The organism is Roseovarius sp. AK1035, assembly GCF_003288315.1.
Classification (GTDB): Bacteria; Pseudomonadota; Alphaproteobacteria; order Rhodobacterales; family Rhodobacteraceae; genus Roseovarius; species Roseovarius mucosus_A.
Window position 1 is genome coordinate 2,038,193 of sequence record NZ_CP030099.1, and the last position, 22,966, is coordinate 2,061,158.

Sequence of the window (22,966 nt, forward strand, 5' to 3'; positions counted from 1 at the left end):
GAACCGAATAGGCCGTGCTGCGTTGTCATTGCACAAGAAATCAAACGGAGAACGCAATGACACGTGCAAAACTTTCCCTCATTTCGCTGCTCTTTATGGGCGTTCTGGCAGGCTGCGAGACGGTCGAGGGTGCCGGTCGCGACATCGAGGATGCCGGACAGGCGGTGACGGGTGCATCGCAGGATGTGCAGAGCTGACCGTTTGATCCGACCCTGCAAGACATATGAGGCGCGCATCGGGTTGATGGGCGCCTCAGGTGCATTCAGGGGCGGGCCACGGTCACGACATCACGAGGGTTGCGACGCCGGTCGCGACCCCGATGGCCAAGAGCATCCCGAGCAAGACCAAGAGACCGTCGCCGACAAACATGCCAACGGCGAGCGCGGTAATCACCACGCCCAAGATCGACGAGGTGAAGGGGATCAGTTCGAGGAATGGCATCACCGCGCCCAAGATCAGGCAGAACAGCTGTGGCAGGATCACCAGCGGTTCTGTCACCAGAATGTGCAGCCGCCGACGCGTGACCCGGTCAAGCCAGCGCGCGGGGATGCGAAACCAGCGATAGACCTCTCGCACCCGGCTTGTGCGCAGGCGGGCAGCGCGGCTCCAGCGTGGTAGCCAGAGCGATGAGCGGTGGACCATCTGCTGCAAAGAGACCGCCGCGATGATCAGCCCGCACAGGGTGGTAAAGCCGGGCACCCCGCTGAGGGGCGAGACCAGCGCCAAGGCGGGCAGAATCAGCAGAGGTGCGAAATTGGCGCGGCCGAGGGTATCCACGATATCCCCCACGCTGGTGTAATCCCCGGTCAGCGCATCCCATCCCTGCTCGACCAGATCGGCCGCTGTTTCATGATCCGGTGCTGCATCCTTTGGCATGTCTGGCGCTGTGCTCCTGCTCTGGCCTGTAGTCGTTGTTTGGAAGAATAACGCCGTGGTGGCCCTGTGGTTCCGGCGTTGGGTGGGTCCGGTATGCATCGGTTTTGGCGGAGTATTCAGGTTTTTGGGAACCATACCAGAGGGCGCGCGTTCTTTGAGCACATCACGCCACACAGGCGTGCGTGTCACCGGCCCGCCGCATCTGATGCATTGCGGGTTTGATACGACCCATAGAAGGAGACTTTGCAATGAAACGGCTTCTTACGACAGCACTTTTCACCGGGATGACTTTGGCCAGCGTTGGCCCAGTTCTGGCCATGGACAAGACCCTCTCGGGCCTTGACGTCAAGGTGGACCTCAGCGCTTACGCGGACAACAATGTCCTGAAATATTGGCCGACCCTTGAGGCGGACCTTGCCACGGCGATTGCGTCGAAAGTGACGCTGAATGATACCGCTGACGCGCCAAGAATCGCAGTTGAGATCAACAAAGTGGCGATTGATGGCGATACCATCCTGCCGGATACCGGCGAGTTCAACCAGTTGGAAGGGACGGTTTCGACCTTTGAGGGGCTTAACGATGCCGTTGCCACCAATGCCGATAGCCTGGAGAATCCCGATGAACAGATCGGCAGCTATGCGTTGCAAATGACCGCTGTCAGCGGCGATACCCCGGCCCCCGAAGGTTGGGTCACGATCGAGCCGTCGCAAGACGATTTCTACGCGGCCCTGGTCGATGCCTATGCAACAACCGTGGTCGAGCGTCTGGACGATTGATCTGGCTTAGGGCGGCGATATGGGGCGTGGCGCAGATCTGCGCCCCAGATTGAGCCGATAGGCCCAAAAAAAAACCACGCGAGGGCGGCGACTTAACGGTCGCCGCTCTTGGCCATTCAGCGCTATTGCACGCGCGCTGAACGGCATATCGCATCGGGTTTCTTACGCCCATTTTTTGAGTAGTGGTGAGCCGTGCAGGATTCGAACCTGCGACCCACTGATTAAAAGTCAGTTGCTCTACCAACTGAGCTAACGGCCCACTAGACGCGCTATCTAGAAAGAGCGGGGCGGGGGGTCAACCCCGAAAGTGCAAGATTATTCCGCGATCTGCTGGATTCGTCGCGAGGCGCGGTTTATATGCGAGAGCATGGACCAACTTGATCATACCGGGCTGCCCTTTTTCAAAATGCATGGGCTGGGAAACGATTTTGTCGTGCTGGATGGGCGTGGCCGCGATCTGGGGCTGACGCCTGCGTTGATCATGGCCATCGCCGACCGGCATCGGGGCATTGGATTCGATCAATTGGCGGTGATCTCTCAAGGCATGGGCGATGCACATTTGACCTTTTACAACGCCGACGGTTCGACCTCTGCGGCGTGCGGCAATGCCACGCGCTGTATCGCGCGGCACCTGATGGACGAGAGCGGCAAGGCGCGGCTGGAGCTGAGCACGGCGCGCGGCGCGCTGGTGGCGGTGGATGCCGGTGGCGGGCTGACATCGGTGAACATGGGGCAGCCGCAGCTTGACTGGGCCGAGATCCCGCTGGCTGAGGCGATGGATACGCTGGAATTGCCCATCGAGGGCGGGCCGGTGGCCACGGGCATGGGCAATCCGCATTGCACGTTTTTCGTGGCTGATGCCGAGGCGGTGCCGCTGGCGCAATTCGGGCCGCGCTATGAGCATCACCCGCTTTACCCTGAGCGGACCAATGTGCAGGTGGCCACGGTGATTGGCCCCGACCATATCCGCATGCGGGTCTGGGAGCGGGGGGTTGGGGTGACGCTGGCCTCTGGCTCGTCGTCCTGTGCGACGGCGGTGGCGGCGGCGCGGCGGGGCCTAACGGGGCGCGCGGTACGGGTTGATCTGGATGGTGGCACGATCCATGTGGATTGGCGCGAGGATGGCGTCTGGATGACCGGCGAGACCGCGCATGTGGCAAGCGGCGTGTTCACGCCCGCGTTTCTGGCGGCGCAGAGATGAGCCAAGCGCCGAAATTCACCACGCTGGGCTGTCGCCTGAACGCTTATGAGACCGAGGCGATGAAGGAGTTGGCGGGCCAAGCGGGGCTGGGCAATGCCGTCATCGTCAACACCTGTGCTGTGACATCCGAGGCGGTGCGCAAGGCGCGGCAAGAAATCCGGCGCTTGCGGCGCGAGAACCCGGAGGCGCGGTTGATCGTGACCGGATGCGCCGCGCAGACCGAGCCGGAAACCTTTGCGGCAATGCCCGAGGTGGATGCGGTCATCGGCAATACCGAAAAGATGGCGGCGGACACATGGGCGCGGCTGGCGGGCGATTTTATCGGCGAGACCGAGCGCGTGCTGGTCGATGACATCATGTCGGTGCGCGAAACGGCGGGGCATCTGATTGACGGATTCGGCAGCCGCAGCCGCGCCTATGTGCAGGTGCAAAACGGTTGCGATCACCGCTGCACATTCTGCATCATCCCCTATGGCCGGGGCAATTCGCGCTCTGTACCCGCCGGTGTCGTGGTCGAGCAGATCAAGCGCTTGGTGGGGGCGGGGTATAACGAGGTTGTGCTGACCGGCGTGGACCTGACAAGCTGGGGGGCGGATTTGCCCGCGGCACCCAAACTGGGTGATCTGGTGATGCGGATTTTGCGGCTGGTGCCAGATTTGCCGCGCCTGCGGATTTCGTCGATTGATTCCATCGAGGTGGATGAAAACCTGATGCAGGCGATTGCCACAGAGCCGCGCCTGATGCCGCATCTGCACCTGAGCCTGCAACATGGCGATGATCTGATCCTCAAGCGGATGAAGCGGCGGCATTTGCGTGACGATGCCATCCGCTTTGCCGAAGAGGCGCGGCGCTTGCGGCCCGAGATGACCTTTGGCGCGGATATTATCGCAGGCTTTCCGACCGAGACCGAAGCGGCGTTTGAAAACTCGCTGCGGCTGGTCGAGGAGTGTCATTTGACATGGCTGCATGTGTTTCCCTATTCGCCTCGCCCCGGCACGCCAGCCGCCCGGATGCCGCAAGTCAAAGGCCCGGCGATCAAGGCACGCGCCGCGCGGTTGCGGGCCGCCGGTGAGGGGCGGGTTGCCGCCCATCTGGCCGCACAGCAGGGGCGCGAGCATGCCGTGCTGATGGAGGCCCCGCGCATGGGCCGGACCGAGCAATTCACCGAGGTGGTTTTCGACCGCGATCACCCCGAAGGCCAGATTGTGCGGGCGCGTGTCACGGGCTGGCAGGGCGGGCAATTAACGGCGGCCTAAGCGCTCATACCGTGGCCAGAGCGCATGAGGCCGGGTCGCAATGCGGTTTTTCAGAACGATGAAAGCTGAGCGCCTTGCCAAAAATGCCACAATTCGGGGGCTAGGCCCTTGGTTTTGCTGGACCTGAGGGCAGGGCTTGGGTAGATTCAGGGAAACGGGACGCGAATGATCCCGAACCTTGAGGCAGTATCAGATGTTTCCCGAGCGGTTTGCGAACCTACCGGCCTATGCGTTTCCGCGTCTGCGGACCCTGCTTGACGCTCATGCGCCCGGCGGCGAGGTCGTGCATATGACGATTGGCGAGCCAAAGCACGCGTTTCCGCGCTGGATCGTTGATGTCATTGCAGAAAATGCCGATGGCTTTAACTCTTATCCCGTCAATGAGGGCATGCCTGAGTTGTTGCAGGCGGCCGGCGATTGGGTGGGGCGGCGCTATGGCGTGACGCTTGATCCGGCAAGCCGGATCATGGCGCTGAACGGCACACGCGAGGGGCTTTATAATGCGATGATGGCGCTCAGCCCCGAAGTGAAGGGCGGCAAGCGCCCGGTCGTGCTGGCACCGAACCCGTTTTATCAGGTCTATATGGTGGCGGCGCTGAGCGTGGGGGCGGAGCCGATTTTCCTGAACGCCACCCATGAAACCGGGCATTTGCCGGATTTCGCGGCGCTGTCCGAAGAGGTGTTGAACCGCGTCACGGTGGCCTATCTGTGTTCGCCCGCCAATCCGCAGGGCACAGTGGCGAGCCGCGCCTATTGGGCCGAGTTGATCGGGCTGGCGGAGCGTTATGATTTCCGCATTTTCGCCGATGAATGCTATGCCGAGATTTACCGCGATACGCCGCCGGTGGGTATTCTGGAGGTCGCGCAGGAGATGGGGGCTGATCCTGAGCGGATCGTGGCGTTTCACAGCCTGTCGAAGCGGTCGAACCTGCCGGGGCTGCGCTCGGGCTTTGTTGCCTCTGGCCCCAAGAATATCGCGCAGATGAAGCAGTTGCGCAATTATGCCGGATCGCCCTTGCCGATGCCGTTGCAGCATGCGGCCGCGCGGCTCTGGGCGGATGAGGCGCATGTGATCGAAAATCGCCGTCTTTATGGCGAGAAATATGAGATTGCCGATGAGATTCTGGGCAATCTGCCCGGCTATCGCAGCCCGGAGGCAGGATTTTTCCTGTGGTTGCCGGTCGAGGATGGCGAGGCGGCGACGCTGCGGCTTTGGCAGGAAACCGGCGTGCGGGTGTTGCCGGGGGCCTATCTGAGCCAAGAGGCAGGCGGCGTGAACCCCGGTCAGGGGTATATTCGGGTCGCGATGGTGGCCCCCAAGGATGAGATGGCAGATGGTTTGAGACGGCTGCGCGCCTGTCTCTATGGATGATTGAGGACGAGGGACGAGATGGCATATCAGACGCGCGGGCGCGACCCCTTGCTGGACAGCAACATGGCTGAGGCAATCGAGAAACGCGGCAAGGAATTGCTGGGTCTTGTGCTGATGGCGGTGGCGCTGATGGCGGCGGCGATGGTGGTCTCTTACACTCCGGACGATCCAAGCTGGATGTCGGCCACGGATGCGCCGGTGCAGAACTGGATGGGCCGTTTGGGCGCGTCGGTGGCGGCGCCGCTGTTCATGATCATCGGTTGGGGATCCTGGGGATTTGCCATTGTTCTGGGGGTCTGGGGCGCGCGCATGGCGCTGCACCGGGGCGAGGACCGGGCGATGGGTCGGCTTATTTTCGCGCCGATCTGGCTTGCGATACTGGCGCTCTATGCCGCGTCGTTGACGCCGGGGGCGGAGTGGGCGCAGACCCATAGTTTCGGTTTGGGCGGGCTTTTTGGTGACACGGTTTTGGGGGCCTTGCTGGGTATTCTGCCGGTCGGGGCGAGTGTGGGGCTCAAGCTTTTGTCGTTGGTGCTGGGGGTTGGCGTGCTTGGGATGGGGGCGTTCGTGCTGGGCTTTACACGGGTAGAGTTGCAGCGCATGGGCCGCTTTCTGCTGGTGGGGGTGATCCTGTGCTATGCCGCGCTGATGAAAGCGATGGGTCGCGGCGCGGGTGGTGCAGCCCAAGCGGGGCAGGTCATGCAGGCCATGATGGCGGAACGGCGCGCACGTCGGGGTGAGGCGGCTGTTGCGCGCGCGGCGGTGCCGCTGCGGGCAGAGCCTGCGCTGGACGGCGCGCGGGTGCGACGCGCAGATCCCGTTCCGTTGACAGCCCAGCGGCACGCGCCGGTCGCACCCAAGCCTGCGCAGCCGGTGGACAAGCCCGGTGGGCTATTGGCGCGGATGCCGATGCTGATGCGCAAGCCCGAGGTCATGCCCGAGCCGGAATTGGTAGAAGCCGCGACCTATGAGGGCGAGGCCGAGATGCCCGGTGATGACCGGATCCGGGCCAAGATTTCCGATGTGATCAAGGCGCGGGTGCGTCAAAGCCCGGCGGTGCAGATCGCATCTGTGGCCCCCCTGACCAAGGGCCGGGGGCGTGGGCCTGATCCTTTGATCCTGAACACTGCGCCGCGTGGTGTTTTGCCGCCCGAGCCGCCGCTGACGGCGCGTCATGTGGTGCAAACGCCGCTGAGGGCCGAGCCGTTACTGCGCGCCGCCGCCGCACCGGTGAGCATGGCCGCGCCCATGTTGGAGGTGACGGAGGACGACGATTTCGACGCGATGATCGAGGCATTTGGGCAAGATGATGCGCCCGAGATGGCGGCACCTGCGCCGCGCATTCCGATGCCTGAGCCGCGCAAGGTTGTGCAACATGCACCGCGCAAGCCCTTGCAGCCGTCGTCGCGGGCCATGGCCGAAGCGCAGCCGGCGCTGCGTTTTGAGGCCCCCGCGCAGCCGGTTTATGAGTTGCCGCCGCTCAGCCTATTGGCGGACCCCGAGCATATTCAGCGCCATCATCTGAGCGACGAGTCGCTGGAAGAAAACGCTCGGATGCTGGAGAATGTGCTGGATGATTACGGCGTGAAGGGCGAGATCGTCAGCGTGCGCCCCGGCCCCGTGGTCACGATGTATGAGCTGGAACCGGCACCGGGCCTAAAGGCGAGCCGGGTGATTGGTCTGGCGGATGATATCGCGCGGTCGATGTCGGCGCTGTCAGCGCGGGTATCCACCGTGCCGGGGCGATCGGTGATCGGGATCGAATTGCCCAATGACAACCGCGAGATGGTTGGATTTCGGGAAATCCTGTCAAGCCGGGCCTATGGCGATGGCAATCAAAAGCTGCCTTTGGCCTTGGGCAAGGATATTGGCGGTGATCCCATTGTGGCCAACCTTGCCAAGATGCCGCATTTGCTGATTGCGGGGACCACGGGATCGGGCAAATCGGTGGCGATCAACACGATGATCCTGAGCCTGCTCTACAAGCTGACGCCGGAAGAATGCCGGTTGATCATGATTGACCCCAAGATGCTGGAACTGAGCGTCTATGATGGCATTCCGCATCTGCTATCCCCTGTTGTGACCGATCCGAAAAAGGCGGTGGTTGCGCTCAAATGGGTGGTGGCCGAGATGGAGGACCGCTATCGCAAGATGTCCAAGATGGGCGTGCGCAATATCGACGGCTATAATGGCCGGGTCGAGGAGGCGCTGAAAAAGGGCGAGATGTTCAGCCGCACGGTGCAGACCGGGTTTGACGATGACACCGGCGAGCCGGTGTTTGAAACCGAAGAATTCGCACCCGAGAAGATGCCCTATATCGTCGTCATCGTCGATGAGATGGCCGATCTGATGATGGTGGCGGGCAAAGAGATCGAGGCCTGTATTCAGCGGTTGGCGCAGATGGCGCGCGCAAGCGGTATTCACCTTATCATGGCGACACAGCGCCCGTCGGTGGATGTGATCACCGGCACGATCAAGGCGAATTTTCCGACGCGGATTTCGTTTCAGGTGACATCGAAAATCGACAGCCGCACCATTCTGGGCGAGATGGGCGCCGAGCAGCTTCTTGGCATGGGCGACATGCTCTATATGGCGGGGGGCGGCAAGATCACCCGCTGCCATGGCCCCTTTGTGAGCGATGAAGAGGTTGAGGAGGTGGTTAATCACCTCAAGGCTTATGGCCCGCCGACCTATGTGGGATCGGTGCTGCAAGGGCCGGATGAGGACAAGGCCGAGAGCATTGATGCGGTGCTGGGCCTTTCATCAGGCAGCGGGGCCGAGGGTGATGACCTGCTTTATGATCAGGCGGTGGCGATTGTGATCAAGGATCGCAAATGCTCGACCTCTTATATCCAGCGGAAACTGGCGATTGGCTATAACAAGGCTGCGCGTCTGGTCGAGCAGATGGAGGATGAGGGCGTGGTCAGTTCCTCGAACCATGTGGGCAAGCGCGAAGTGCTGGTGCCGGAGCCGCAGTAGGACCGGCGGTGCCTCGCTCAGCTGTGAAAAATTTACGCCCCGCGCTGGTGCAATCCCGCGCGGGGTGTCTTATCTGTGGGGTATGAACAAGATGCGTTTTCTTATGGTTCCCGTCCTCTGGGCGGCGATGGCCCTCCCGGCGGCGGCGGAAAAGCTGTCTTTGCCGGAAATCTCAAACTATCTGAACGGTTTGCGGACCGCCCAAGGTGCGTTTACCCAGATCAACGAGGATGGCACGATCAGCACGGGCCGGATTTTGATCAAGCGCCCCGGTCGGGTGCGGTTTGAATATGACCCGCCCGAACAGGCGCTGGTGGTGGCTGATGGCGATACGGTGGGGATTATCGACCCGCGCTCGAATGATGGGCCGGTGGGCTATCCACTTCACCGCACGCCGCTGAAAATCATCCTGGCGCGCAATGTGGACCTGACGCGCGAGCGGATGGTGGTGGGACATGCGAGCGATGGCACCTCGACCACGGTGCGCGCGCAGGACCCGGCGAATCCTGAGTATGGCAGTATTGATCTGGTCTTTACCGGCAGCCCCGTGGAATTGCGTCAATGGGTGATCCATGACGGCAGCGGCAGCCAGACCACGGTGGTTCTGGGCGATATGCAGCGCGATGTGCGGCTGAATGACGAGAGTTTCGTCATTCCGGGCAAGGAGCGGATGCGGGTGGATCGCTGAGCCCGCGCCGCAGGCCCAGCAAGGATCAGATCAGACCGCGCCCAAGAGCACAGGTGCCAAGCTGCGCGCGGTAATTTTGTGACCGGGTTTCGACACTGTCGGCGACGCGCAGCAGCCACGGCTTGCTGTTGAAACTGCCACGGGCATAGCCGGTGCGCCCGTCGTGATAGGCGAGATACTGGTTGCGCGCGTCCGTGAGCGGGATGCCAAGGCTCTGGTTGGATTTGGCCATATACCAGCCCATGAAATCGGTGGCATCGGCAATATTGGTGCGCTGAGCGGCGAAACGGCCTGTTTCGCGCTGGTATTCCTCCCATGTGCCGTCCAGCGCCTGGCTATAGCCATAGGCCGAACTGACCCGGCCCGTGGGAATCACCCCCAGGGTCCAGCGAAACGGGGTGCGCGCATCGCTGATGAATTTGCTTTCCTGATAGATCGTGGCCATCTGCACATGGGCGGGCACGCCCCATTTCCGCTCTGTCGCGCGGAAGGCGCGGGCGTATTCGGGGCGCTCGTCCAGAATGGCGCATGCGTGGTCTAGATTGCGCGGGGCGGTGCCATAGCCCGTGCCGCCACCGCCGCAGGAAGCCAGCACAAACAACACCATCAACGCGCGAAGAGTTCTGCTCATTTGCCTCTCGCTCTCTTTTTTTATGCAGTTTACTGGAAATTCTGGCCGGGGGAAATCACGAATTCGCCGCGGTTGCGCGCTGCAGCGCTGTAACGCCTACGTTCACAGACTGTTTCTCGCATGATTCAGCCGACTGTTGGACAAACCACCCTTGAAAGGTTTACACTCTGGCATTAGGGGCAAACGCGATATGATTAAAACACGTGCAAAATATCATCTGGGCCAAGTGGTCCGTCACAAGAAACACCCGTTCCGCGGGGTGATCTTTGATGTCGATCCGCAATTCTCGAATACCGAGGAATGGTATGCCTCGATTCCCGAAGATAGCCGCCCATCCAAGGAACAGCCGTTCTATCACCTGCTCGCGGAAAACGAGCAAAGCTACTATGTGGCCTATGTGAGTGAACAGAATCTTGTCGCCGATTATTCCGGCGAGCCGGTGGGGCATCCCGATATTCCGGACCTGTTTGGTCCGTTCGAGGATGGGCATTATCCGCTGCATTTCCAGTTGAATTGAGTGGGCGAGGGTGGGTTTGCACCCACCCTCCCTGTGTTGCCTGATCAATAGCCCAGGGCGCAGCCGTCCTTGCGCGGGTCGCTGCCACCTTCAAGCACGCCATCGTCATGGATATAGATCGCCTGCGCGCCGCCAATGGGGCCGGGCATGTGCAGGATGTCGTGGCCCATATCGGCGAGGGTCTGCGCCACAGCGTCGCCATAGCCCCGCTCAAGGTTGAGACCCAGAGGATCGGCAAAGGCGCGCGGCGCGTCGATGGCGGATTGCGGGTCCATCCCGAAATCGCGCAGGTTCGACACCAGACGTGCATGCCCCGTTGATTGATACGAGCCGCCCATCACGCCGAAGGGCATGGTCACGCGGCCATTTTCCACCAACATGCCGGGAATGATCGTGTGCATCGGGCGTTTGCCGCCGCCGAGTTCGTTGGGATGCCCCTCTTCCAGCGTAAAGCCTGCGCCACGGTTTTGCAGCAGAACGCCGAATTTTTCAGACGCGATGCCAGAGCCGAAACCGTGGAAGATGGAATAGATCAGCGACACCGCCATGCGGTCACGGTCCACCACGGTGATATAGATCGTGTCGCGATGCACGGCCTCGGTCAGGGGTTTGGCGGCGGCCATGGCGCGTTTGGGATCAATCAGCGCGGCGAGTTTTGCGGCGGTCTCGTCTGAGAGCATATAGTCGAGTTTGCGCATGTGATCGGGGTCGGCGATAAAGCGGTTGCGCGCGTCATAGGCCAGTTTGGTTGCTTCGGCCTCGATATGGGTGCGTTCGACGCCAAACGGGTCCATTCCGGCAATGTCGAAATGTTTCAGGATGTTGAGCAGCAGGATTGCGGTGGCGCCTTGGCCGTTTGGTGGATGCTCGACCAGATTGGCGCCTTTGTACTCGCCACTGACCGGGGTGGTGTAGTCACTGTGTTGGTTGGCGAAATCGGCCGCCGTGTGGGTGCCGCCCAAGGCGTTGAGCGTGGTGATGATGTCTTCGGCCACTTCGCCTTCGTAATAGGCGGCACGCCCGTCACGGGCGATGCGGCGCAGCACCTCGGCCTGACCGGGGGCGCGGAACATCTGGCCTGCTGTGGGCGGCGTGCCTGAGGGCATGTAATGGGTGAGGCCATGACCCTGAAGCGCGGCACCCGCCGTGGGCCAGTCAAAGGCGACACGGGGGGCCACTGGCACGCCCTCTTCGGCATAGCGGATCGTGGGGGCGAGAAGGGTATCTAGGCCAAGCCGGCCGTGATCGGCGCTGAGACGGCAAAAGGCGTCGATGGCACCGGGGACGGTGACGGCATGTGCGCTTTGAAGTGGTACGGTGTCATGGCCTGCGGCGCGCAGGGCGGCGGCAGAGGCCCCGGCGGGCGCGCGGCCAGAGCCATTGAGCGCGTGGATGGTGGGATCGCCCGGTTTGGTGAAGAGGACGAAGCAATCGCCGCCGATGCCGGTCATTTGCGGTTCGCAAATGCCCAAGAGGACCGCGCCTGCAATCGCGGCGTCCATGGCGTTGCCGCCGCGTTCGAGAATGTCGATGGCGGTTTTGGCCGCAAGCGGGTGCGAGGTGGCGCACATTCCGTTGGTGGAAAAGGTGGCCGAGCGGCCGGGCTTGTGAAAGTCGCGCATGTCTTGTCCTTGTGTCCGTGATGGGGGGACACTAGGCGCAGTTTGCGGCTTTGCCAATCGGGGGAGAAGAGTAAGCCTCGACGCCGCGCGCTGGGTGGGGGCAATTACACGCGACGCCGAGGGAAGCCATATGCAGCTACGGGTTTCTGTATGACGGGGTTCTGCGGCGTGAGTTGGCCGGGATTAAGGTAAGATTGCGGCGGTCTAACCCTAGGGTTGTGTCAGAGCGGGGCGCGGTGGAATTCGAGGGTCAAATGGTTGCATCCGGCGGCGCGGCGATAGTCGATCCGGTCGGTAAGATCGCGAATCAAAAACCAGCCAAACCCGCCCTCGGGCAAGGCACCGCGCGCGACGTCATGCTCGGGCAAGAGGCCGTCGGGGGGGCAAAGGCCGGGCAGGGCCGCGCCCTGATCGCTGAGTATGGCGACAAGCCGGGCCGGATGAAGCGCAAGCGCGATCTGGATGTCGCCGGGGGTCTCGGGCGGGTAGGCATGTTCCACGATATTGTTCAGCGCCTCGGCCAGCACGAGTTCGACGGTGCCACATGCCTCATCGGGCATGGCGCAGGCGTGCAGCCAGTCGCGGGTGCGCGCCAGCACCTCGCGCACGGCGAGGTTTGAGGCACGGGTGTGAAGCGTGAGGTGCTGAGCCGCAGGATCAGGGATCACGGCGCGCGACCTCTGGCAAGGGTCATCATGGGGCCGCCCATCCTGCCCGATCACCCTGTCGCGCGGGATTGGAGGCTGCGCAGATCGTCATGGATGGTGAACACCGTATCCATCCGTGTGAGGCGAAACACCTTGGCCACATCGGGGGTAAGACAGGCGAGGTCGAGCCGCCGCTCGCCGCCCATCTGTTTCATCGCGGCGACGATGGCACCCAGCCCGCTGGAATCCACAAAAGTGACATTGCCCAGATCGAGCACGACTGGCCCCGCCCCGCTGGCCGTAGCGGCGCGCATGGCGTCCTTGAAGCGGATGGCGGCGGCGGCGTCGATACGTGCCTCGCCGACGGTGATGATGGTCATGTCAGGATGATGCGTGGTGTTGAGATCCATGGTGCCTCCGGCAGGATACGTAGTAATACAGGGCACGCTAGACCCAATTCCTTACCATTCGGTATGCAGGATCAGGATTTGCGAGGAGGCAAAGATGCAAGAGGTGGTGATTGCCGGGGCGTCGCGCACGCCCATGGGTGGATTTCAGGGCGATTTCGAGGGTGTACCGGCGGCAGAACTGGGCGGCGCTGCGATTCGCGCGGCACTGCTGGATGCCGGGGCTGAGACCGTGGACGAGGTCTTGATGGGCTGTGTGCTGCCTGCGGGGCAGGGGCAGGCCCCGGCGCGGCAGGCCGGTTTTCTGGGGGGGCTTGGCGAAGAGGTGCCTGCCACGACGCTCAACAAGATGTGCGGGTCTGGGATGAAGGCGGCGATGATGGCCTTTGACCAGATTGCCTTGGGTCATGCCGAGGTGATGATCGCGGGCGGAATGGAATCGATGTCGGGCGCGCCCTATCTTTTGCCCAAGATGCGGGGCGGCGCGCGGCTGGGTCATGCGCAGGTGGTCGATCACATGTTCCTTGATGGGCTCGAGGATGCCTATGACAAGGGCCGCCTGATGGGCACCTTTGCCGAGGATTGCGCCGAGGCGTTTCAATTTACCCGCGAGGCGCAGGATGCCTATGCGCTGGCCTCGTTGCAAGGCGCGCTGGACGCGCAAGCCTCGGGGGCGTTCGCGCGTGAGATTGCGCCGGTGACGGTGCGGGGGCGCAAGGGCGAGGTGGTGATCTCTGCGGATGAGCAACCCGCCAAGGCGCGGCCCGAAAAAATCCCGACGCTGAAACCCGCGTTTCGCGCGGAGGGCACGGTGACGGCGGCCAATTCCAGCTCGATCAGCGATGGTGCTGCGGCACTGGTGCTGGCCTCGCGCGCGGCGGCCGAGGCGCGGGGCCTACAGGTGCGCGCGCGGATCATGGGGCACGCGAGCCATGCGCAAGCCCCCGGCCTTTTTACCACCGCCCCGGTGCCTGCGGCGCGCAAGCTCTTGGACCGGCTGGGCTGGAGCGTGGCGGATGTCGATCTCTGGGAGGTGAACGAGGCCTTTGCGGTGGTGCCCATGGCGTTCATGCACGAGATGGGCGTGGCGCGAGAGCGGCTTAACGTCAATGGTGGGGCCTGTGCGCTGGGTCATCCGATTGGGGCGTCCGGCGCGCGGATCATGGTGACGCTGCTCAATGCGTTGGAAACACGCGGGCTGCGCCGTGGTGTGGCCGCTATCTGCATCGGTGGCGGCGAAGGCACGGCGATTGCGATTGAGCGGGTCTGACGCCCCTCAGGCCGCCTCGAGATCGCGCCGCATGGTGGCCATGCCCCGGCGGCGCGACAGTTCCTCGTACCCCGCCTTGCGGTAGAGGTTGAGCGCGGGCGCGTTGTCGAGTTCGACCTTGAGGGTGATGGTCAGCGCCTTGAGTTGGCGGGCGGCCTCTTCGGCGAGGGACAAGAGCACCTCGCCGGTGCCGCCGCGCATGCGTTCTTCGACAAACACATAGGTGAGGTGGCGCACCTCGGGGCCGACGCCCACGCGCAGGGCGAAAAAGCCCACTTCTTGCCCGTTCTCATCACAGAGATAAAAGGTTTCGTCCTCAAGGTCGCCCACCCATTTCAGCGCCCATTCGCGTGCGTCAAACGGATGGCTGGCCTGTGGATTGACCAGCGCAAGATCATCCTTGTCGGTCAAAAGGCGTGCCAGAGGTTCAAGATCACGGGTCTGGTTGCGGTGCAGGGTCAGCCGGGACATATGTCGTATTCCTTATAGTCCATGTCGTAATTTTATTGCGGGCGCGTCTCTGCCATGGGTGGACACAGGATGCAACCCAAAGGCTGCATGCGGGCTCTGGCCTTGGCGCTTGGGCCGTGGCATAGGGCTGTCATGCGTATTGATTATGACCATATCGCCCGCACCATCGCCGCGCTTACCGAAGGGGAGAGCGACGCCGTTGCGCTCATGGCTACGGTGGTGTGCGAGGTGCACCATGCGGATGATCGGTTCGACTGGACCGGGTTTTACCGTGTCACCGCGCCTGAGATGCTCAAGATCGGGCCTTATCAGGGCGGGCATGGCTGCCTGAGCATCCCGTTTTCGCGCGGTGTCTGCGGTGCGGCGGCGCGCACGGGCACGGTGCAATTGGTGCCGGATGTCGAGGCTTTTCCGGATCATATCGCCTGTGCGAGTTCCACGCGCTCAGAGATTGTGCTGCCGGTGCGCGACGGGGCGGGGCGGCTGATTGCGGTGTTCGACATCGACAGCGATCAACCGGCGGCCTTTACCGAAGAGGATGCGGCACGGCTGAGCGAGATTCTGGCGGCTGTGTTCGGACGGATTTGAGGGGCTGTGAGGAGGCAGGACGGGTTTTGGCCTGAAGCGGACATTGGCCCCAAGCGCTTACGCGCGGAATCAAGCCCGAAGGGCGCCGCGCGATCGCTGGGCCGTCCCGCGGCCTAGCGATTTTGAGATGTAGCGCATCTCTTTCAAGTCATACGGACTTTGCTTGCATTAAGTGGCAGTCACTGCCGTTGCATCGCTAGTCCCCGGCCCAGCGACCGCGCGGCTCATCGCACAGGTCCAATGTCGCCTTGAGGCCATTCCCCGCACTGGCCAATCGAAACCTCGTCAGCGCCCTTTCCACACAGGATCGCGTTTTTCGGCAAAGGCGCGCGCGCCCTCTTTCTGATCTTCCGAGGCGTAGAGGGTATCCACAGTCTCGAATTGTCGCCGGGTGATCCGGTTCATCGCATCCTGAAAGCGCATGGCCTCGGCCTCGCGCACGATTTCCTTGAGCGCGGCATAGACCAGCGGTGGGCCGGCGGCGATGGTCTGGGCCATGGCGCGCGCCTCGTCCATCAGCCGGTCGGCGGGGTGGATGTGGTTGACCAGCCCCCAGTGCGCGGCCTCTTTTGCATCGAACCAGCGGCCCGTGATCAAAAGCTCCATGGCGATGTGATAGGGGATACGCTTGGGCAGTTTGACACTGGCCGCATCGGCCACGGTGCCCGAGCGGATTTCGGGCAGGGCGAAGGTAGCGTGGTCTGCGGCCAGAACGATATCTGCTGAGAGCGCCAGTTCCAGCCCGCCGCCACAGGCGATGCCATTGATCGCGGCGATCACCGGCTTGTTCAGCCCGCGCAATTCCTGCAATCCGCCAAAGCCGCCAACGCCATAATCGCTGTCGGGGGCCTCGCCCTCGGCGGCGGATTTGAGATCCCAGCCGGGGCAAAAGAATTTTCCGCCCGCGCCGGTCAGGATGGCAACGCGCAGGTCGGGATCGTCGCGAAAGTCGCGGAACACCTCGCCCATGATCCGGCTGGTGGCGGCGTCTATGGCATTGGCCTTGGGGCGATCCAATGTCACCTCAAGCACGGCCCCGTTGCGTTCGGTGCGAATGGGCGTGTCGGTCATGGTCTCTCTCCCTTGGTGATGAGCGCATCCACGGCGACCGCATCCGATGCGGTGCAGAGGAGCGGGTTGATTTCCACCTCTTCGAGGGTCGCGGCATGGGCGATCACATAGTCCTGAACGGCCATGACCGCCCGCAGAATGGCGGCGTGGTTGGCGGTGGGCTGGCCACGATAGCCGCCCAGCAGGGGGGCCGCGCGCAGGTGGCTGAGGGCTTGGGTAAGGTCGGCCTCTGTCACCGGCAAGAGCAGGCTGGTTGTATCGCGCAGGATTTCGGTCAGCGTGCCGCCTGCGCCCAAGGTCAGCACAAACCCATGCGCCGGGTCGCGCAGCACTCCGATTAGCAGTTCCGCGATAGGGGCCGCGATCATCTCTTCGATGAGCCAGCTTTGGCAGGGCATGGCGCGGGCCTTGGCCTGAGCCTCGGCAAGGTCGTCCGCGTGGTGGACAAAGATCACGCCGCCTGCCTCGGTCTTATGCGCCAGACCCTCGGCCTTGATGACCAGCGGCAAAGCCATGTCGCTGAGGGTTGCGGTAAGCTCGGCGGGTGTTGCGGCACGGCGCGCCTGTGGGATGCGCAGCCCGTGGGCGGCGAGCGCCGCCTTGGCCTCGGCCTCGGTCAGGGTGCGGGGCTGCGTCGGCGTGCCGGGCAAGAGGAGCGGCAAAGGCGTGCTGCGCGCCTGTCCCAGCCACGCGGCGCGGGCGATGGCGGTGAGCCCATCATCCAGCCCGGCAAGCGGGATCAATCCGCTTGCAATGGCGCGCTCGGCCACACTCTCTGACAGGCAATCGGGCAGGGTCGCGATGAGCGCGAGCGGTTTGCCCACCCGGCGCTGCGCCTCTGCGCCTGCCTCGAATATACAGTCCCAAGCGGAGGGATCACAGCGGTCGGGGCGTGGAAAATCAGCGATCATCACGCCGATATCGGCAGGGCCATCAAGAGCGGCGGCAAAGGTGGCGGCCATGGCGGGCACGTCGCCCCAAATGAATGTGTGGTAATCCAAGGGGTTGGCCAGCGCCACCCGTGGCCCAAGTGCGGCGCGCAGCGCGCGGGATTGTGTTGGCGTGAGCGGTGGCAGGGTGAGGGCGTGATCAAGGGCGGTGTCGGCCATCAGGCTTGCCTCGCCGCCCGAGCAAGAGATCGAGACCACGGCATTGCCGGGCAGCGGGCCTGCAAAATGCAAGAGTTTCAGGGTCTCCAGCATCTGCGGCAGGGACGTGACCTGCGCAATTCCCAATCGCGCCAAGAGGGCCGCCGCGCCGGCCCCGCTCCCGGCCAAAGAGGCGGTGTGCGATTGCGTGGCGGCGCGCGCCTGATCCGAGCGCCCGGATTTCAGCGCGACGATGGGCTTGCCTGCCCGGCGCGCCGCCTCTGCCAGCGCCTCGAAGGCGCGCAGATCGCCCACCCCCTCGATATGCAGGCCAAGGGCGGTGACGCGGGGATCCTCTAGCAGAGCGCGGCCAAGCGCCGACAGGCCCAGCTGTGCCTGATTGCCCACGGTCATCAGATAGGCAATGGGCAGGCCGCGCGCCTGCATGCTGAGATTGATCGCGATGTTCGAGCTTTGCGTGAGGATTGCCACGCCGCTCTTGCAGCGTTGCCCACCATGCTGATCGGGCCAGAGGAGCGCGCCATCGAGATAGTTGACGAAGCCATAGCAATTCGGGCCGATGATCGGCATGTCGCCCGCTGCGTGCAACAGGCGCGCCTGCATCTCAGCGCCGTCGCCCAGCTCGGCCTCGGCCTCGAGAAAACCTGCGGCAAAGCAGACAGCGCCGCCCGCGCCCATCTCCCGAAGCTGCGCGATGGTGGCGATGGTGGCGTCGCGGTTGACGCCGACAAAGACCGCATCGGGCACGCCGGGCAGGGCGGATAGCGAGGGATAGGCGCGCGCGCCGCCGATCTGTGCCTTGGTCGGATGCACCGGCCAGACCGGCCCGGCAAAGCCCATGGCCACAGATTGCCGGATAAGATTGGCGCACCATGTGCCGCCGCCGATCACGGCGATGGAGGCGGGGCGCAGCAGGCGGGAGAGGTCTTGGGTCATGTGCGGGCACTCTGGAAAAGAAAGGGGCGCTGCCCCTCTGGCCCTGCGGGCCATTCACCCCGAGGTATTTTTGGCCAGATGAAAGGGTTGGTTAACCATTTTGCGGCAGTTTGACAGGGCGGTACAGGCTGAGGAGCCGATGACCGCGCCAGGTGAAACCCCCTGTCTGTAACGGGCAGGGGGTGCGCCTGTTTCATCTGGCCCAAAATACCTCGGGGGGTCCGGGGGGCGGCGCCCCCCGGCGTGTCGGCGCCGCAGGCGGCGATCCGTCTCATGCGCCGAGGGGCCGCAGCATTTCGCGGCTGATGATGTGGCGCTGAATCTCGGATGTGCCGTCCCAGATGCGTTCCACCCGTGCGTCGCGCCAGAAGCGTTCGATGGGCAGGTCATCCATCAGCCCCATCCCGCCGTGGATTTGCAGCGTGGCATCGGTGACGCGGGCCAGCATTTCAGAGGCGTAGAGCTTGGCGCTGGCGATCTCGCGGTTGGCGGGCAGGCCCTGATCCAGACGCCACGCGGCGTTGAGGGTCAAAAGGTCGGCCGCGTCGATTTCGGTGATCATATCGGCCAGCTGAAAGCTGACGCCTTGGAATTTGCCAATGGCCTGCCCGAATTGTTCCCGCTCTGCCGCGTAGCGCAGCGCGTGGTCAAAGCAGCGGCGTGCGCGCCCGACCGCCATCGTGGCCACGGTGATCCGGGTGGCGTAGAGCCATTCGTTCATCACGGCAAAGCCGCCATCCACCTCGCCCAGAACCTGGGCATCGGGCAGGCGGCAATCGTCGAATTCGAGCACCATGTTCTTGTAGCCGCGATGGCTGACGGATTTATAGCCGTCGCGGATGGTGAAGCCCGGCGTGCCGCGATCCACGAGGAAGGTGGTGATGCGTTTCTTGGGCCCCTTGTCGGTCTGATCCTCGCCGGTGGCGACAAAGACGATGACGAAATCGGCGTGATCCGCGCCCGAGATGAAATGTTTGGTGCCGTTGAGCACCCAGTCACCCCCGTCGCGTCGGGCGGCGCATTTCATGCCGCGCACGTCTGATCCGGCGCCCGGTTCGGTCATCGCAAGGGCATCCATCCGCTCGCCGCGCACCGCTGGCAAGAGGTAACGCTCGATCTGTTCGCCCGTGCAGGCCATCAGGATATTCTGCGGTCGCCCAAAGAAATGCGTGAGCGCCATGGAGCCGCGCCCGAGTTCGCGCTCGACAAGGGCAAACTCAAGATGGCTCAGCCCTGCGCCGCCGACGGCCTCGGGGAAATTGCAGGCGTAGAACCCAAGGTCGATGGTTTTTTGCTTGATGGCTTGGGCCACTTCGGGGGGCACTTCGCCGCTGCGCTCAACAAGGGGCTCATGGGGGTATATCTCATTCTCGACAAAGCGGCGCACCGCTCCGACGATCATTTCTTGCTCGTCGGTCAGTCCGAAATGCATCTCAGGCCTCCTTGTGCTGTTTGGCCAATGCCACGACCCGCGCCAGCACATCGGCGCGCGGATCGCAGGATTTGCGGGACTTGAGATCCACATGCAGCATGAACTGGTCCGAGGTGGCCAAGAGCGCGCCATCGCTCTCGCGTTTCATTTCGTGAAAACAGCGGAGTTTCTTGCCCTCGCCTTGGGTGACGCGCGTCTCGACGCGGATATGCTCGCCGGCATGGGCCTCGGCGAGAAAGCTGATGGTGTTCTCGACGGTGAAATAGCTCAGCCCGCCAGCGATATAGGCTGTATCGGCCCCGACATGGGTCATCACCGCATCGGCGGCATCGCTGAAAAGCTGGCCAAAACGCCCCTCGTTCATATGGCCGTTGTAATCGGTCCAGTCGGCGGGAATGACGCGGCGGGCGCTGGTGATGGGGGGGCCGTCGGTGAGGGTGGTCTTGATCGTCTGCTGGTGTTGGTTGATCAGCCGCCCCGCTGCATTGCCCTGTTGGCGCAGCGCGCGCAGCATGGCGACAAGGTTATTGTCGCGTTTGCGTTCGAGTTCGCGAATGCTGAGGTGACCGGATTGCGCGTCGGACTGATCGGCGATCATCTGGGCCAGTTCATCCGTCAGTTCCGGCACATCCATGAGTTTGGTCCAGGGCCACGACAGGCAAGGGCCGAATTGGTCGATGAAATGTTTCATGCCTGCTTCGCCGCCCGCGATGCGGTAGGTTTCAAAGAGGCCCATTTGCCCCCAGCGCAGGCCAAAGCCGTAGCGGATGGCGTTGTCGATTTCCTCGGTGGTGGCGATGCCGTCCTTGACGAGCCAGAGCGCTTCGCGCCACACCGCCTCGAGGAAGCGGTCGGCGATATGGGCGTCGATTTCCCGGCGCACATGCAGCGGGAAATGACCGAGCGAGGTGAGGATATCCTTGGCACGGGTGATGAGGGCGGGGGAATTTTTCTCGGTCGTGACTAGTTCGATGAGGGGCAAGAGATAGACCGGGTTGAACGGATGTGTGACGACGATCTGTTCGGGGCGCGCGGCACCGCCTTGCAATTCCGAGGGTTTGAAGCCTGAGGTGGAGGAGCCGATGATCGCCCCTGCGTCGCAATGCTCTTGCAGCGCTTGGAAGACCTTGTGTTTCAGGTCCAGCCGTTCGGGCACGCTTTCTTGTATCCAGTCCGCGCCCATGACGGTTTCGGATAGGGTTGTATGAAAGGTCAGGTGCCCCTCGGCGGGCAGGGCCACGTCATAAAGCATGGGCAGGGCGTGGCGGGCATTGGCCAGCACGGCGTCGATCTTGCGCGCGGCCTCGGGATCGGGGTCGAACACCCGCACATCCCAGCCATTGAGAAGGAAACGCGCGGCCCAGCCGCCGCCGATCACACCGCCGCCGATGATTGCTGCTGTTCTCGTCATTAAACCATGCTCTCCGTATGTCCGTCCACGGCCAGGATCTGGCCCGTTACCTTGCTTGCGGCGGGGGAGGCGAGGAACAGCGCCATATCCGCCAGATCATCCGCCGTGACCCATGTGCGCAGGCTGGTGCCCCGCGCATAGAGCGTGCGGACCTCATCCTCGGTCCGGCCCGAAGCGCGGGCCTCCATTTCCACCACACGCTCCATCCGGGGGCCTTCGACCGCGCCGGGGGCGATGGCGTTGACGCGCACACCGGCGGGGCCAAGCTCCATCGCCAGTGTCTTGGTCAGCCCCACCAGCCCCCATTTGGCGGCCACATAGGGGGTGCGATAGGGCACGCCGTGCAGGCCAGAGGTGGAGGTGGTGATCAGGATCAGCCCCGCGCCTTGCGCCCGCATCACCCGCGCCGCCCAGCGACAGGCGAGAAAGGTGCCAAAGAGATTGACGCCAACACAGGCCTGCCATGCGGCATAATCGAGATCCTCGATCCGGCCTGCGGGGCCGCCGGTGCCAGCATTGGCGCAGAGCACATCGGCCCCGCCCCATGTGTCCTCGACATGCCCCAGAAAGGCGGTCATCTGCGCCTCGTTGGTCACATCCGCCTGACGGGCGATCATCAAAGGGTGGTCAGCCTGCATAAGGGCCACCGCATCGCCATCGGCATCGCAAATCGCCACCCGGTCGCCGCGCGCGGCGAAGCGTTCGGCCAAGCGCCGCCCGATCCCCGACGCGCCGCCGGTGATCACGACGCGCTGGCTCATCCGCGCGGGGCCCGTTTGGTGAGGCGCAGTTTCTGGCGCACCTCGGCGGGGGTCATGAGGCGCGCGCCCAAGCCCTCGATGATGCCCTTTGCCTTTTCCACGAGTTGCGCATTGGTGGCCAAAACACCACGGTCGAGCATGAGGTTATCCTCGAGCCCGACGCGCACATGCCCGCCTGCCAGCACCGAGGCCGCGACATAGGGCATCTGGTGGCGGCCCAGCGAAAAGGCGGAAAAGGTCCAAGTGTCTGGCACGTTGTTGACCATCGCCATGAAGGTGTTGAGATCATCCGGCGCGCCCCATGGCACGCCCATGCAAAGCTGCACCAGCGCATCGGGTTCCAGAATGCCATCCTTGACCAATTGCTTGGCATACCAAAGGTGGCCGGTGTCGAACGCCTCAATCTCGGGTTTTACGCCCAATTCGGTCATCATCCGGCCCATGGCCTGCAACATGCCGGGGGTGTTGGTCATCACATAATCGGCCTCGGCGAAATTCATCGTGCCGCAATCGAGCGTGCAAATCTCGGGCAGGCATTCGGCGACATGGGCGACACGTTCGGTTGCCCCTGCCATATCGGTGCCCTTGGGCGAGAGGGGCAGGGGGGATTCCACCCCGCCAAAGATCATGTCGCCGCCCATGCCCGCCGTCAGGTTCAGCACAACATCGGTGTCGCTGTCGCGGATGCGGTCGGTCAACTCGCGAAAGAGTTTGAGATCGCGCGAGGGCGCGCCGGTTTCGGGGTCGCGCACATGGCAATGCACCACGGCGGCCCCTGCCTTGGCGGCGGCAATGGCGCTTTCGGCGATGTCTTTGGGCGAGCGGGGGACATGCGGGCTTTTGTCTTGGGTGGTGCCCGATCCGGTGACGGCACAGGTAATGAAAACCTCGCGGTTCATGGTGAGCGGCATGGCATCCTCCGGTTTGTGTGTTGGGGCCAGCCTA

At 63.3% G+C, this 22,966-nt stretch carries 22 protein-coding genes and 1 tRNA gene; 10 read left to right on the forward strand and 13 right to left on the reverse strand.

Going from position 1 to position 22,966, the window contains the following annotated elements; genetic code table 11:
• The first annotated feature begins 56 nt into the window (after positions 1-56).
• On the forward strand, positions 57-197 hold the full coding sequence (locus tag RAK1035_RS09700) for an entericidin A/B family lipoprotein (RefSeq protein ID WP_008283225.1): 141 nt from the start codon (positions 57-59) through the stop codon (positions 195-197).
• Positions 198-279: 82 nt separating this feature from the next.
• Here the strand turns inward: RAK1035_RS09700 and RAK1035_RS09705 are convergent, their stop codons facing one another.
• The gene (locus RAK1035_RS09705) at positions 280-876 is read right to left on the reverse strand and encodes an exopolysaccharide biosynthesis protein (RefSeq protein WP_008283226.1); all 597 of its coding nucleotides are present in this window, start codon (positions 874-876) and stop codon (positions 280-282) included.
• Between the two features lie 248 nt (positions 877-1,124).
• Here RAK1035_RS09705 and RAK1035_RS09710 point away from each other — a divergent pair, with 248 nt between their 5' ends.
• Entirely contained in the window at positions 1,125-1,652 is a 528-nt protein-coding gene (locus tag RAK1035_RS09710; RefSeq protein WP_008283227.1) for a hypothetical protein, read from the forward strand.
• A 183-nt stretch (positions 1,653-1,835) separates the two neighbouring features.
• Here RAK1035_RS09710 and RAK1035_RS09715 read toward each other — a convergent pair.
• A tRNA-Lys gene (locus tag RAK1035_RS09715) sits at positions 1,836-1,911 on the reverse strand.
• A 108-nt stretch (positions 1,912-2,019) separates the two neighbouring features.
• On the opposite strand from RAK1035_RS09715, the gene dapF reads away from it, so the two are divergent.
• The 5 genes from dapF (at position 2,020) to RAK1035_RS09740 (ending at position 9,148) form a co-directional block, all read left to right on the forward strand.
• Positions 2,020-2,853, forward strand: coding sequence for a diaminopimelate epimerase (gene dapF / locus RAK1035_RS09720; protein ID WP_008283228.1), 834 nt, complete (start codon positions 2,020-2,022; stop codon positions 2,851-2,853).
• Positions 2,850-4,109 (forward strand): tRNA (N(6)-L-threonylcarbamoyladenosine(37)-C(2))-methylthiotransferase MtaB, encoded by a 1,260-nt coding sequence (gene mtaB, locus RAK1035_RS09725; protein ID WP_008283229.1) that lies wholly within the window; start codon positions 2,850-2,852, stop codon positions 4,107-4,109. The genes dapF and mtaB overlap by 4 nt, the downstream gene beginning before the upstream one ends.
• 193 nt (positions 4,110-4,302) lie before the next feature.
• Entirely contained in the window at positions 4,303-5,481 is a 1,179-nt protein-coding gene (locus tag RAK1035_RS09730) for an aminotransferase class I/II-fold pyridoxal phosphate-dependent enzyme (RefSeq protein ID WP_008283230.1), read from the forward strand.
• Between the two features lie 18 nt (positions 5,482-5,499).
• Entirely contained in the window at positions 5,500-8,460 is a 2,961-nt protein-coding gene (locus tag RAK1035_RS09735) for a DNA translocase FtsK (RefSeq protein WP_008283231.1), read from the forward strand.
• Positions 8,461-8,542: 82 nt separating this feature from the next.
• On the forward strand, positions 8,543-9,148 hold the full coding sequence (locus RAK1035_RS09740) for a LolA family protein (protein ID WP_008283232.1): 606 nt from the start codon (positions 8,543-8,545) through the stop codon (positions 9,146-9,148).
• Between the two features lie 25 nt (positions 9,149-9,173).
• Here the strand turns inward: RAK1035_RS09740 and RAK1035_RS09745 are convergent, their stop codons facing one another.
• Positions 9,174-9,779, reverse strand: a complete 606-nt coding sequence (locus RAK1035_RS09745) for a transglycosylase SLT domain-containing protein (RefSeq protein ID WP_008283233.1) — start codon at positions 9,777-9,779, stop codon at positions 9,174-9,176.
• 190 nt (positions 9,780-9,969) lie between these two features.
• Between RAK1035_RS09745 and hspQ the strand changes: the two genes are divergently transcribed.
• A complete protein-coding gene (gene hspQ / locus RAK1035_RS09750; RefSeq protein WP_008283234.1) occupies positions 9,970-10,296 on the forward strand; it encodes a heat shock protein HspQ in 327 nt (108 codons plus the stop codon).
• A gap of 44 nt (positions 10,297-10,340) precedes the next feature.
• On the opposite strand, the gene RAK1035_RS09755 is transcribed toward hspQ, so the two are convergent.
• The 3 genes from RAK1035_RS09755 to RAK1035_RS09765 all read right to left on the reverse strand — a co-directional run bounded on the left by RAK1035_RS09755 (position 10,341) and on the right by RAK1035_RS09765 (position 12,975).
• Positions 10,341-11,918 carry a gamma-glutamyltransferase family protein gene (locus RAK1035_RS09755; RefSeq protein WP_112303077.1) on the reverse strand — a complete coding sequence of 526 codons (1,578 nt, stop codon included), beginning with the start codon at positions 11,916-11,918 and terminating at the stop codon, positions 10,341-10,343.
• 221 nt (positions 11,919-12,139) lie between these two features.
• On the reverse strand, positions 12,140-12,586 hold the full coding sequence (locus RAK1035_RS09760; protein WP_232279156.1) for an ATP-binding protein: 447 nt from the start codon (positions 12,584-12,586) through the stop codon (positions 12,140-12,142).
• 50 nt (positions 12,587-12,636) lie between these two features.
• On the reverse strand, positions 12,637-12,975 hold the full coding sequence (locus tag RAK1035_RS09765) for an STAS domain-containing protein (protein ID WP_008279793.1): 339 nt from the start codon (positions 12,973-12,975) through the stop codon (positions 12,637-12,639).
• 94 nt (positions 12,976-13,069) lie between these two features.
• On the opposite strand from RAK1035_RS09765, the gene RAK1035_RS09770 reads away from it, so the two are divergent.
• Positions 13,070-14,242, forward strand: a complete 1,173-nt coding sequence (locus RAK1035_RS09770) for a thiolase family protein (protein WP_008279794.1) — start codon at positions 13,070-13,072, stop codon at positions 14,240-14,242.
• A gap of 6 nt (positions 14,243-14,248) precedes the next feature.
• Here the strand turns inward: RAK1035_RS09770 and RAK1035_RS09775 are convergent, their stop codons facing one another.
• A complete protein-coding gene (locus RAK1035_RS09775) occupies positions 14,249-14,713 on the reverse strand; it encodes a GNAT family N-acetyltransferase (RefSeq protein WP_008279795.1) in 465 nt (154 codons plus the stop codon).
• A 132-nt stretch (positions 14,714-14,845) separates the two neighbouring features.
• On the opposite strand from RAK1035_RS09775, the gene RAK1035_RS09780 reads away from it, so the two are divergent.
• Positions 14,846-15,301: a GAF domain-containing protein gene (locus tag RAK1035_RS09780; RefSeq protein ID WP_037297256.1), complete on the forward strand. Its 456-nt coding sequence runs from the start codon at positions 14,846-14,848 to the stop codon at positions 15,299-15,301.
• A 285-nt stretch (positions 15,302-15,586) separates the two neighbouring features.
• On the opposite strand, the gene RAK1035_RS09785 is transcribed toward RAK1035_RS09780, so the two are convergent.
• From RAK1035_RS09785 to RAK1035_RS09810, 6 genes are all read right to left on the reverse strand, one after another.
• On the reverse strand, positions 15,587-16,372 hold the full coding sequence (locus RAK1035_RS09785; RefSeq protein WP_008279797.1) for a carnitinyl-CoA dehydratase: 786 nt from the start codon (positions 16,370-16,372) through the stop codon (positions 15,587-15,589).
• The gene (locus RAK1035_RS09790; RefSeq protein WP_008279798.1) at positions 16,369-18,417 is read right to left on the reverse strand and encodes an acetate--CoA ligase family protein; all 2,049 of its coding nucleotides are present in this window, start codon (positions 18,415-18,417) and stop codon (positions 16,369-16,371) included. The genes RAK1035_RS09785 and RAK1035_RS09790 overlap by 4 nt, the downstream gene beginning before the upstream one ends.
• 271 nt (positions 18,418-18,688) lie before the next feature.
• Positions 18,689-19,849 (reverse strand): acyl-CoA dehydrogenase family protein, encoded by a 1,161-nt coding sequence (locus tag RAK1035_RS09795; RefSeq protein ID WP_008279799.1) that lies wholly within the window; start codon positions 19,847-19,849, stop codon positions 18,689-18,691.
• A gap of 1 nt (position 19,850) precedes the next feature.
• The gene (locus RAK1035_RS09800; RefSeq protein WP_008279800.1) at positions 19,851-21,260 is read right to left on the reverse strand and encodes a carnitine 3-dehydrogenase; all 1,410 of its coding nucleotides are present in this window, start codon (positions 21,258-21,260) and stop codon (positions 19,851-19,853) included.
• Entirely contained in the window at positions 21,260-22,021 is a 762-nt protein-coding gene (locus RAK1035_RS09805) for an SDR family oxidoreductase (protein ID WP_008279802.1), read from the reverse strand. The genes RAK1035_RS09800 and RAK1035_RS09805 overlap by 1 nt, the downstream gene beginning before the upstream one ends.
• Positions 22,018-22,932 (reverse strand): 3-keto-5-aminohexanoate cleavage protein, encoded by a 915-nt coding sequence (locus RAK1035_RS09810; protein ID WP_008279803.1) that lies wholly within the window; start codon positions 22,930-22,932, stop codon positions 22,018-22,020. The genes RAK1035_RS09805 and RAK1035_RS09810 overlap by 4 nt, the downstream gene beginning before the upstream one ends.
• Positions 22,933-22,966: the final 34 nt, after the last annotated feature.

Bases quoted from the DNA above. Each gene is read 5' to 3' on its own strand.
- RAK1035_RS09700 (WP_008283225.1), top strand. From the start codon at position 57: ATGACACGTGCAAAACTTTCCCTCATTTCGCTGCTCTTTATGGGCGTT.
- RAK1035_RS09705 (WP_008283226.1), bottom strand. From the start codon at position 876: ATGCCAAAGGATGCAGCACCGGATCATGAAACAGCGGCCGATCTGGTC.
- RAK1035_RS09710 (WP_008283227.1), top strand. From the start codon at position 1,125: ATGAAACGGCTTCTTACGACAGCACTTTTCACCGGGATGACTTTGGCC.
- dapF (WP_008283228.1), top strand. From the start codon at position 2,020: ATGGACCAACTTGATCATACCGGGCTGCCCTTTTTCAAAATGCATGGG.
- mtaB (WP_008283229.1), top strand. From the start codon at position 2,850: ATGAGCCAAGCGCCGAAATTCACCACGCTGGGCTGTCGCCTGAACGCT.
- RAK1035_RS09730 (WP_008283230.1), top strand. From the start codon at position 4,303: ATGTTTCCCGAGCGGTTTGCGAACCTACCGGCCTATGCGTTTCCGCGT.
- RAK1035_RS09735 (WP_008283231.1), top strand. From the start codon at position 5,500: ATGGCATATCAGACGCGCGGGCGCGACCCCTTGCTGGACAGCAACATG.
- RAK1035_RS09740 (WP_008283232.1), top strand. From the start codon at position 8,543: ATGAACAAGATGCGTTTTCTTATGGTTCCCGTCCTCTGGGCGGCGATG.
- RAK1035_RS09745 (WP_008283233.1), bottom strand. From the start codon at position 9,779: ATGAGCAGAACTCTTCGCGCGTTGATGGTGTTGTTTGTGCTGGCTTCC.
- hspQ (WP_008283234.1), top strand. From the start codon at position 9,970: ATGATTAAAACACGTGCAAAATATCATCTGGGCCAAGTGGTCCGTCAC.
- RAK1035_RS09755 (WP_112303077.1), bottom strand. From the start codon at position 11,918: ATGCGCGACTTTCACAAGCCCGGCCGCTCGGCCACCTTTTCCACCAAC.
- RAK1035_RS09765 (WP_008279793.1), bottom strand. From the start codon at position 12,975: ATGGATCTCAACACCACGCATCATCCTGACATGACCATCATCACCGTC.
- RAK1035_RS09770 (WP_008279794.1), top strand. From the start codon at position 13,070: ATGCAAGAGGTGGTGATTGCCGGGGCGTCGCGCACGCCCATGGGTGGA.
- RAK1035_RS09775 (WP_008279795.1), bottom strand. From the start codon at position 14,713: ATGTCCCGGCTGACCCTGCACCGCAACCAGACCCGTGATCTTGAACCT.
- RAK1035_RS09780 (WP_037297256.1), top strand. From the start codon at position 14,846: ATGCGTATTGATTATGACCATATCGCCCGCACCATCGCCGCGCTTACC.
- RAK1035_RS09785 (WP_008279797.1), bottom strand. From the start codon at position 16,372: ATGACCGACACGCCCATTCGCACCGAACGCAACGGGGCCGTGCTTGAG.
- RAK1035_RS09790 (WP_008279798.1), bottom strand. From the start codon at position 18,417: ATGACCCAAGACCTCTCCCGCCTGCTGCGCCCCGCCTCCATCGCCGTG.
- RAK1035_RS09795 (WP_008279799.1), bottom strand. From the start codon at position 19,849: ATGCATTTCGGACTGACCGACGAGCAAGAAATGATCGTCGGAGCGGTG.
- RAK1035_RS09800 (WP_008279800.1), bottom strand. From the start codon at position 21,260: ATGACGAGAACAGCAGCAATCATCGGCGGCGGTGTGATCGGCGGCGGC.
- RAK1035_RS09805 (WP_008279802.1), bottom strand. From the start codon at position 22,021: ATGAGCCAGCGCGTCGTGATCACCGGCGGCGCGTCGGGGATCGGGCGG.
- RAK1035_RS09810 (WP_008279803.1), bottom strand. From the start codon at position 22,932: ATGCCGCTCACCATGAACCGCGAGGTTTTCATTACCTGTGCCGTCACC.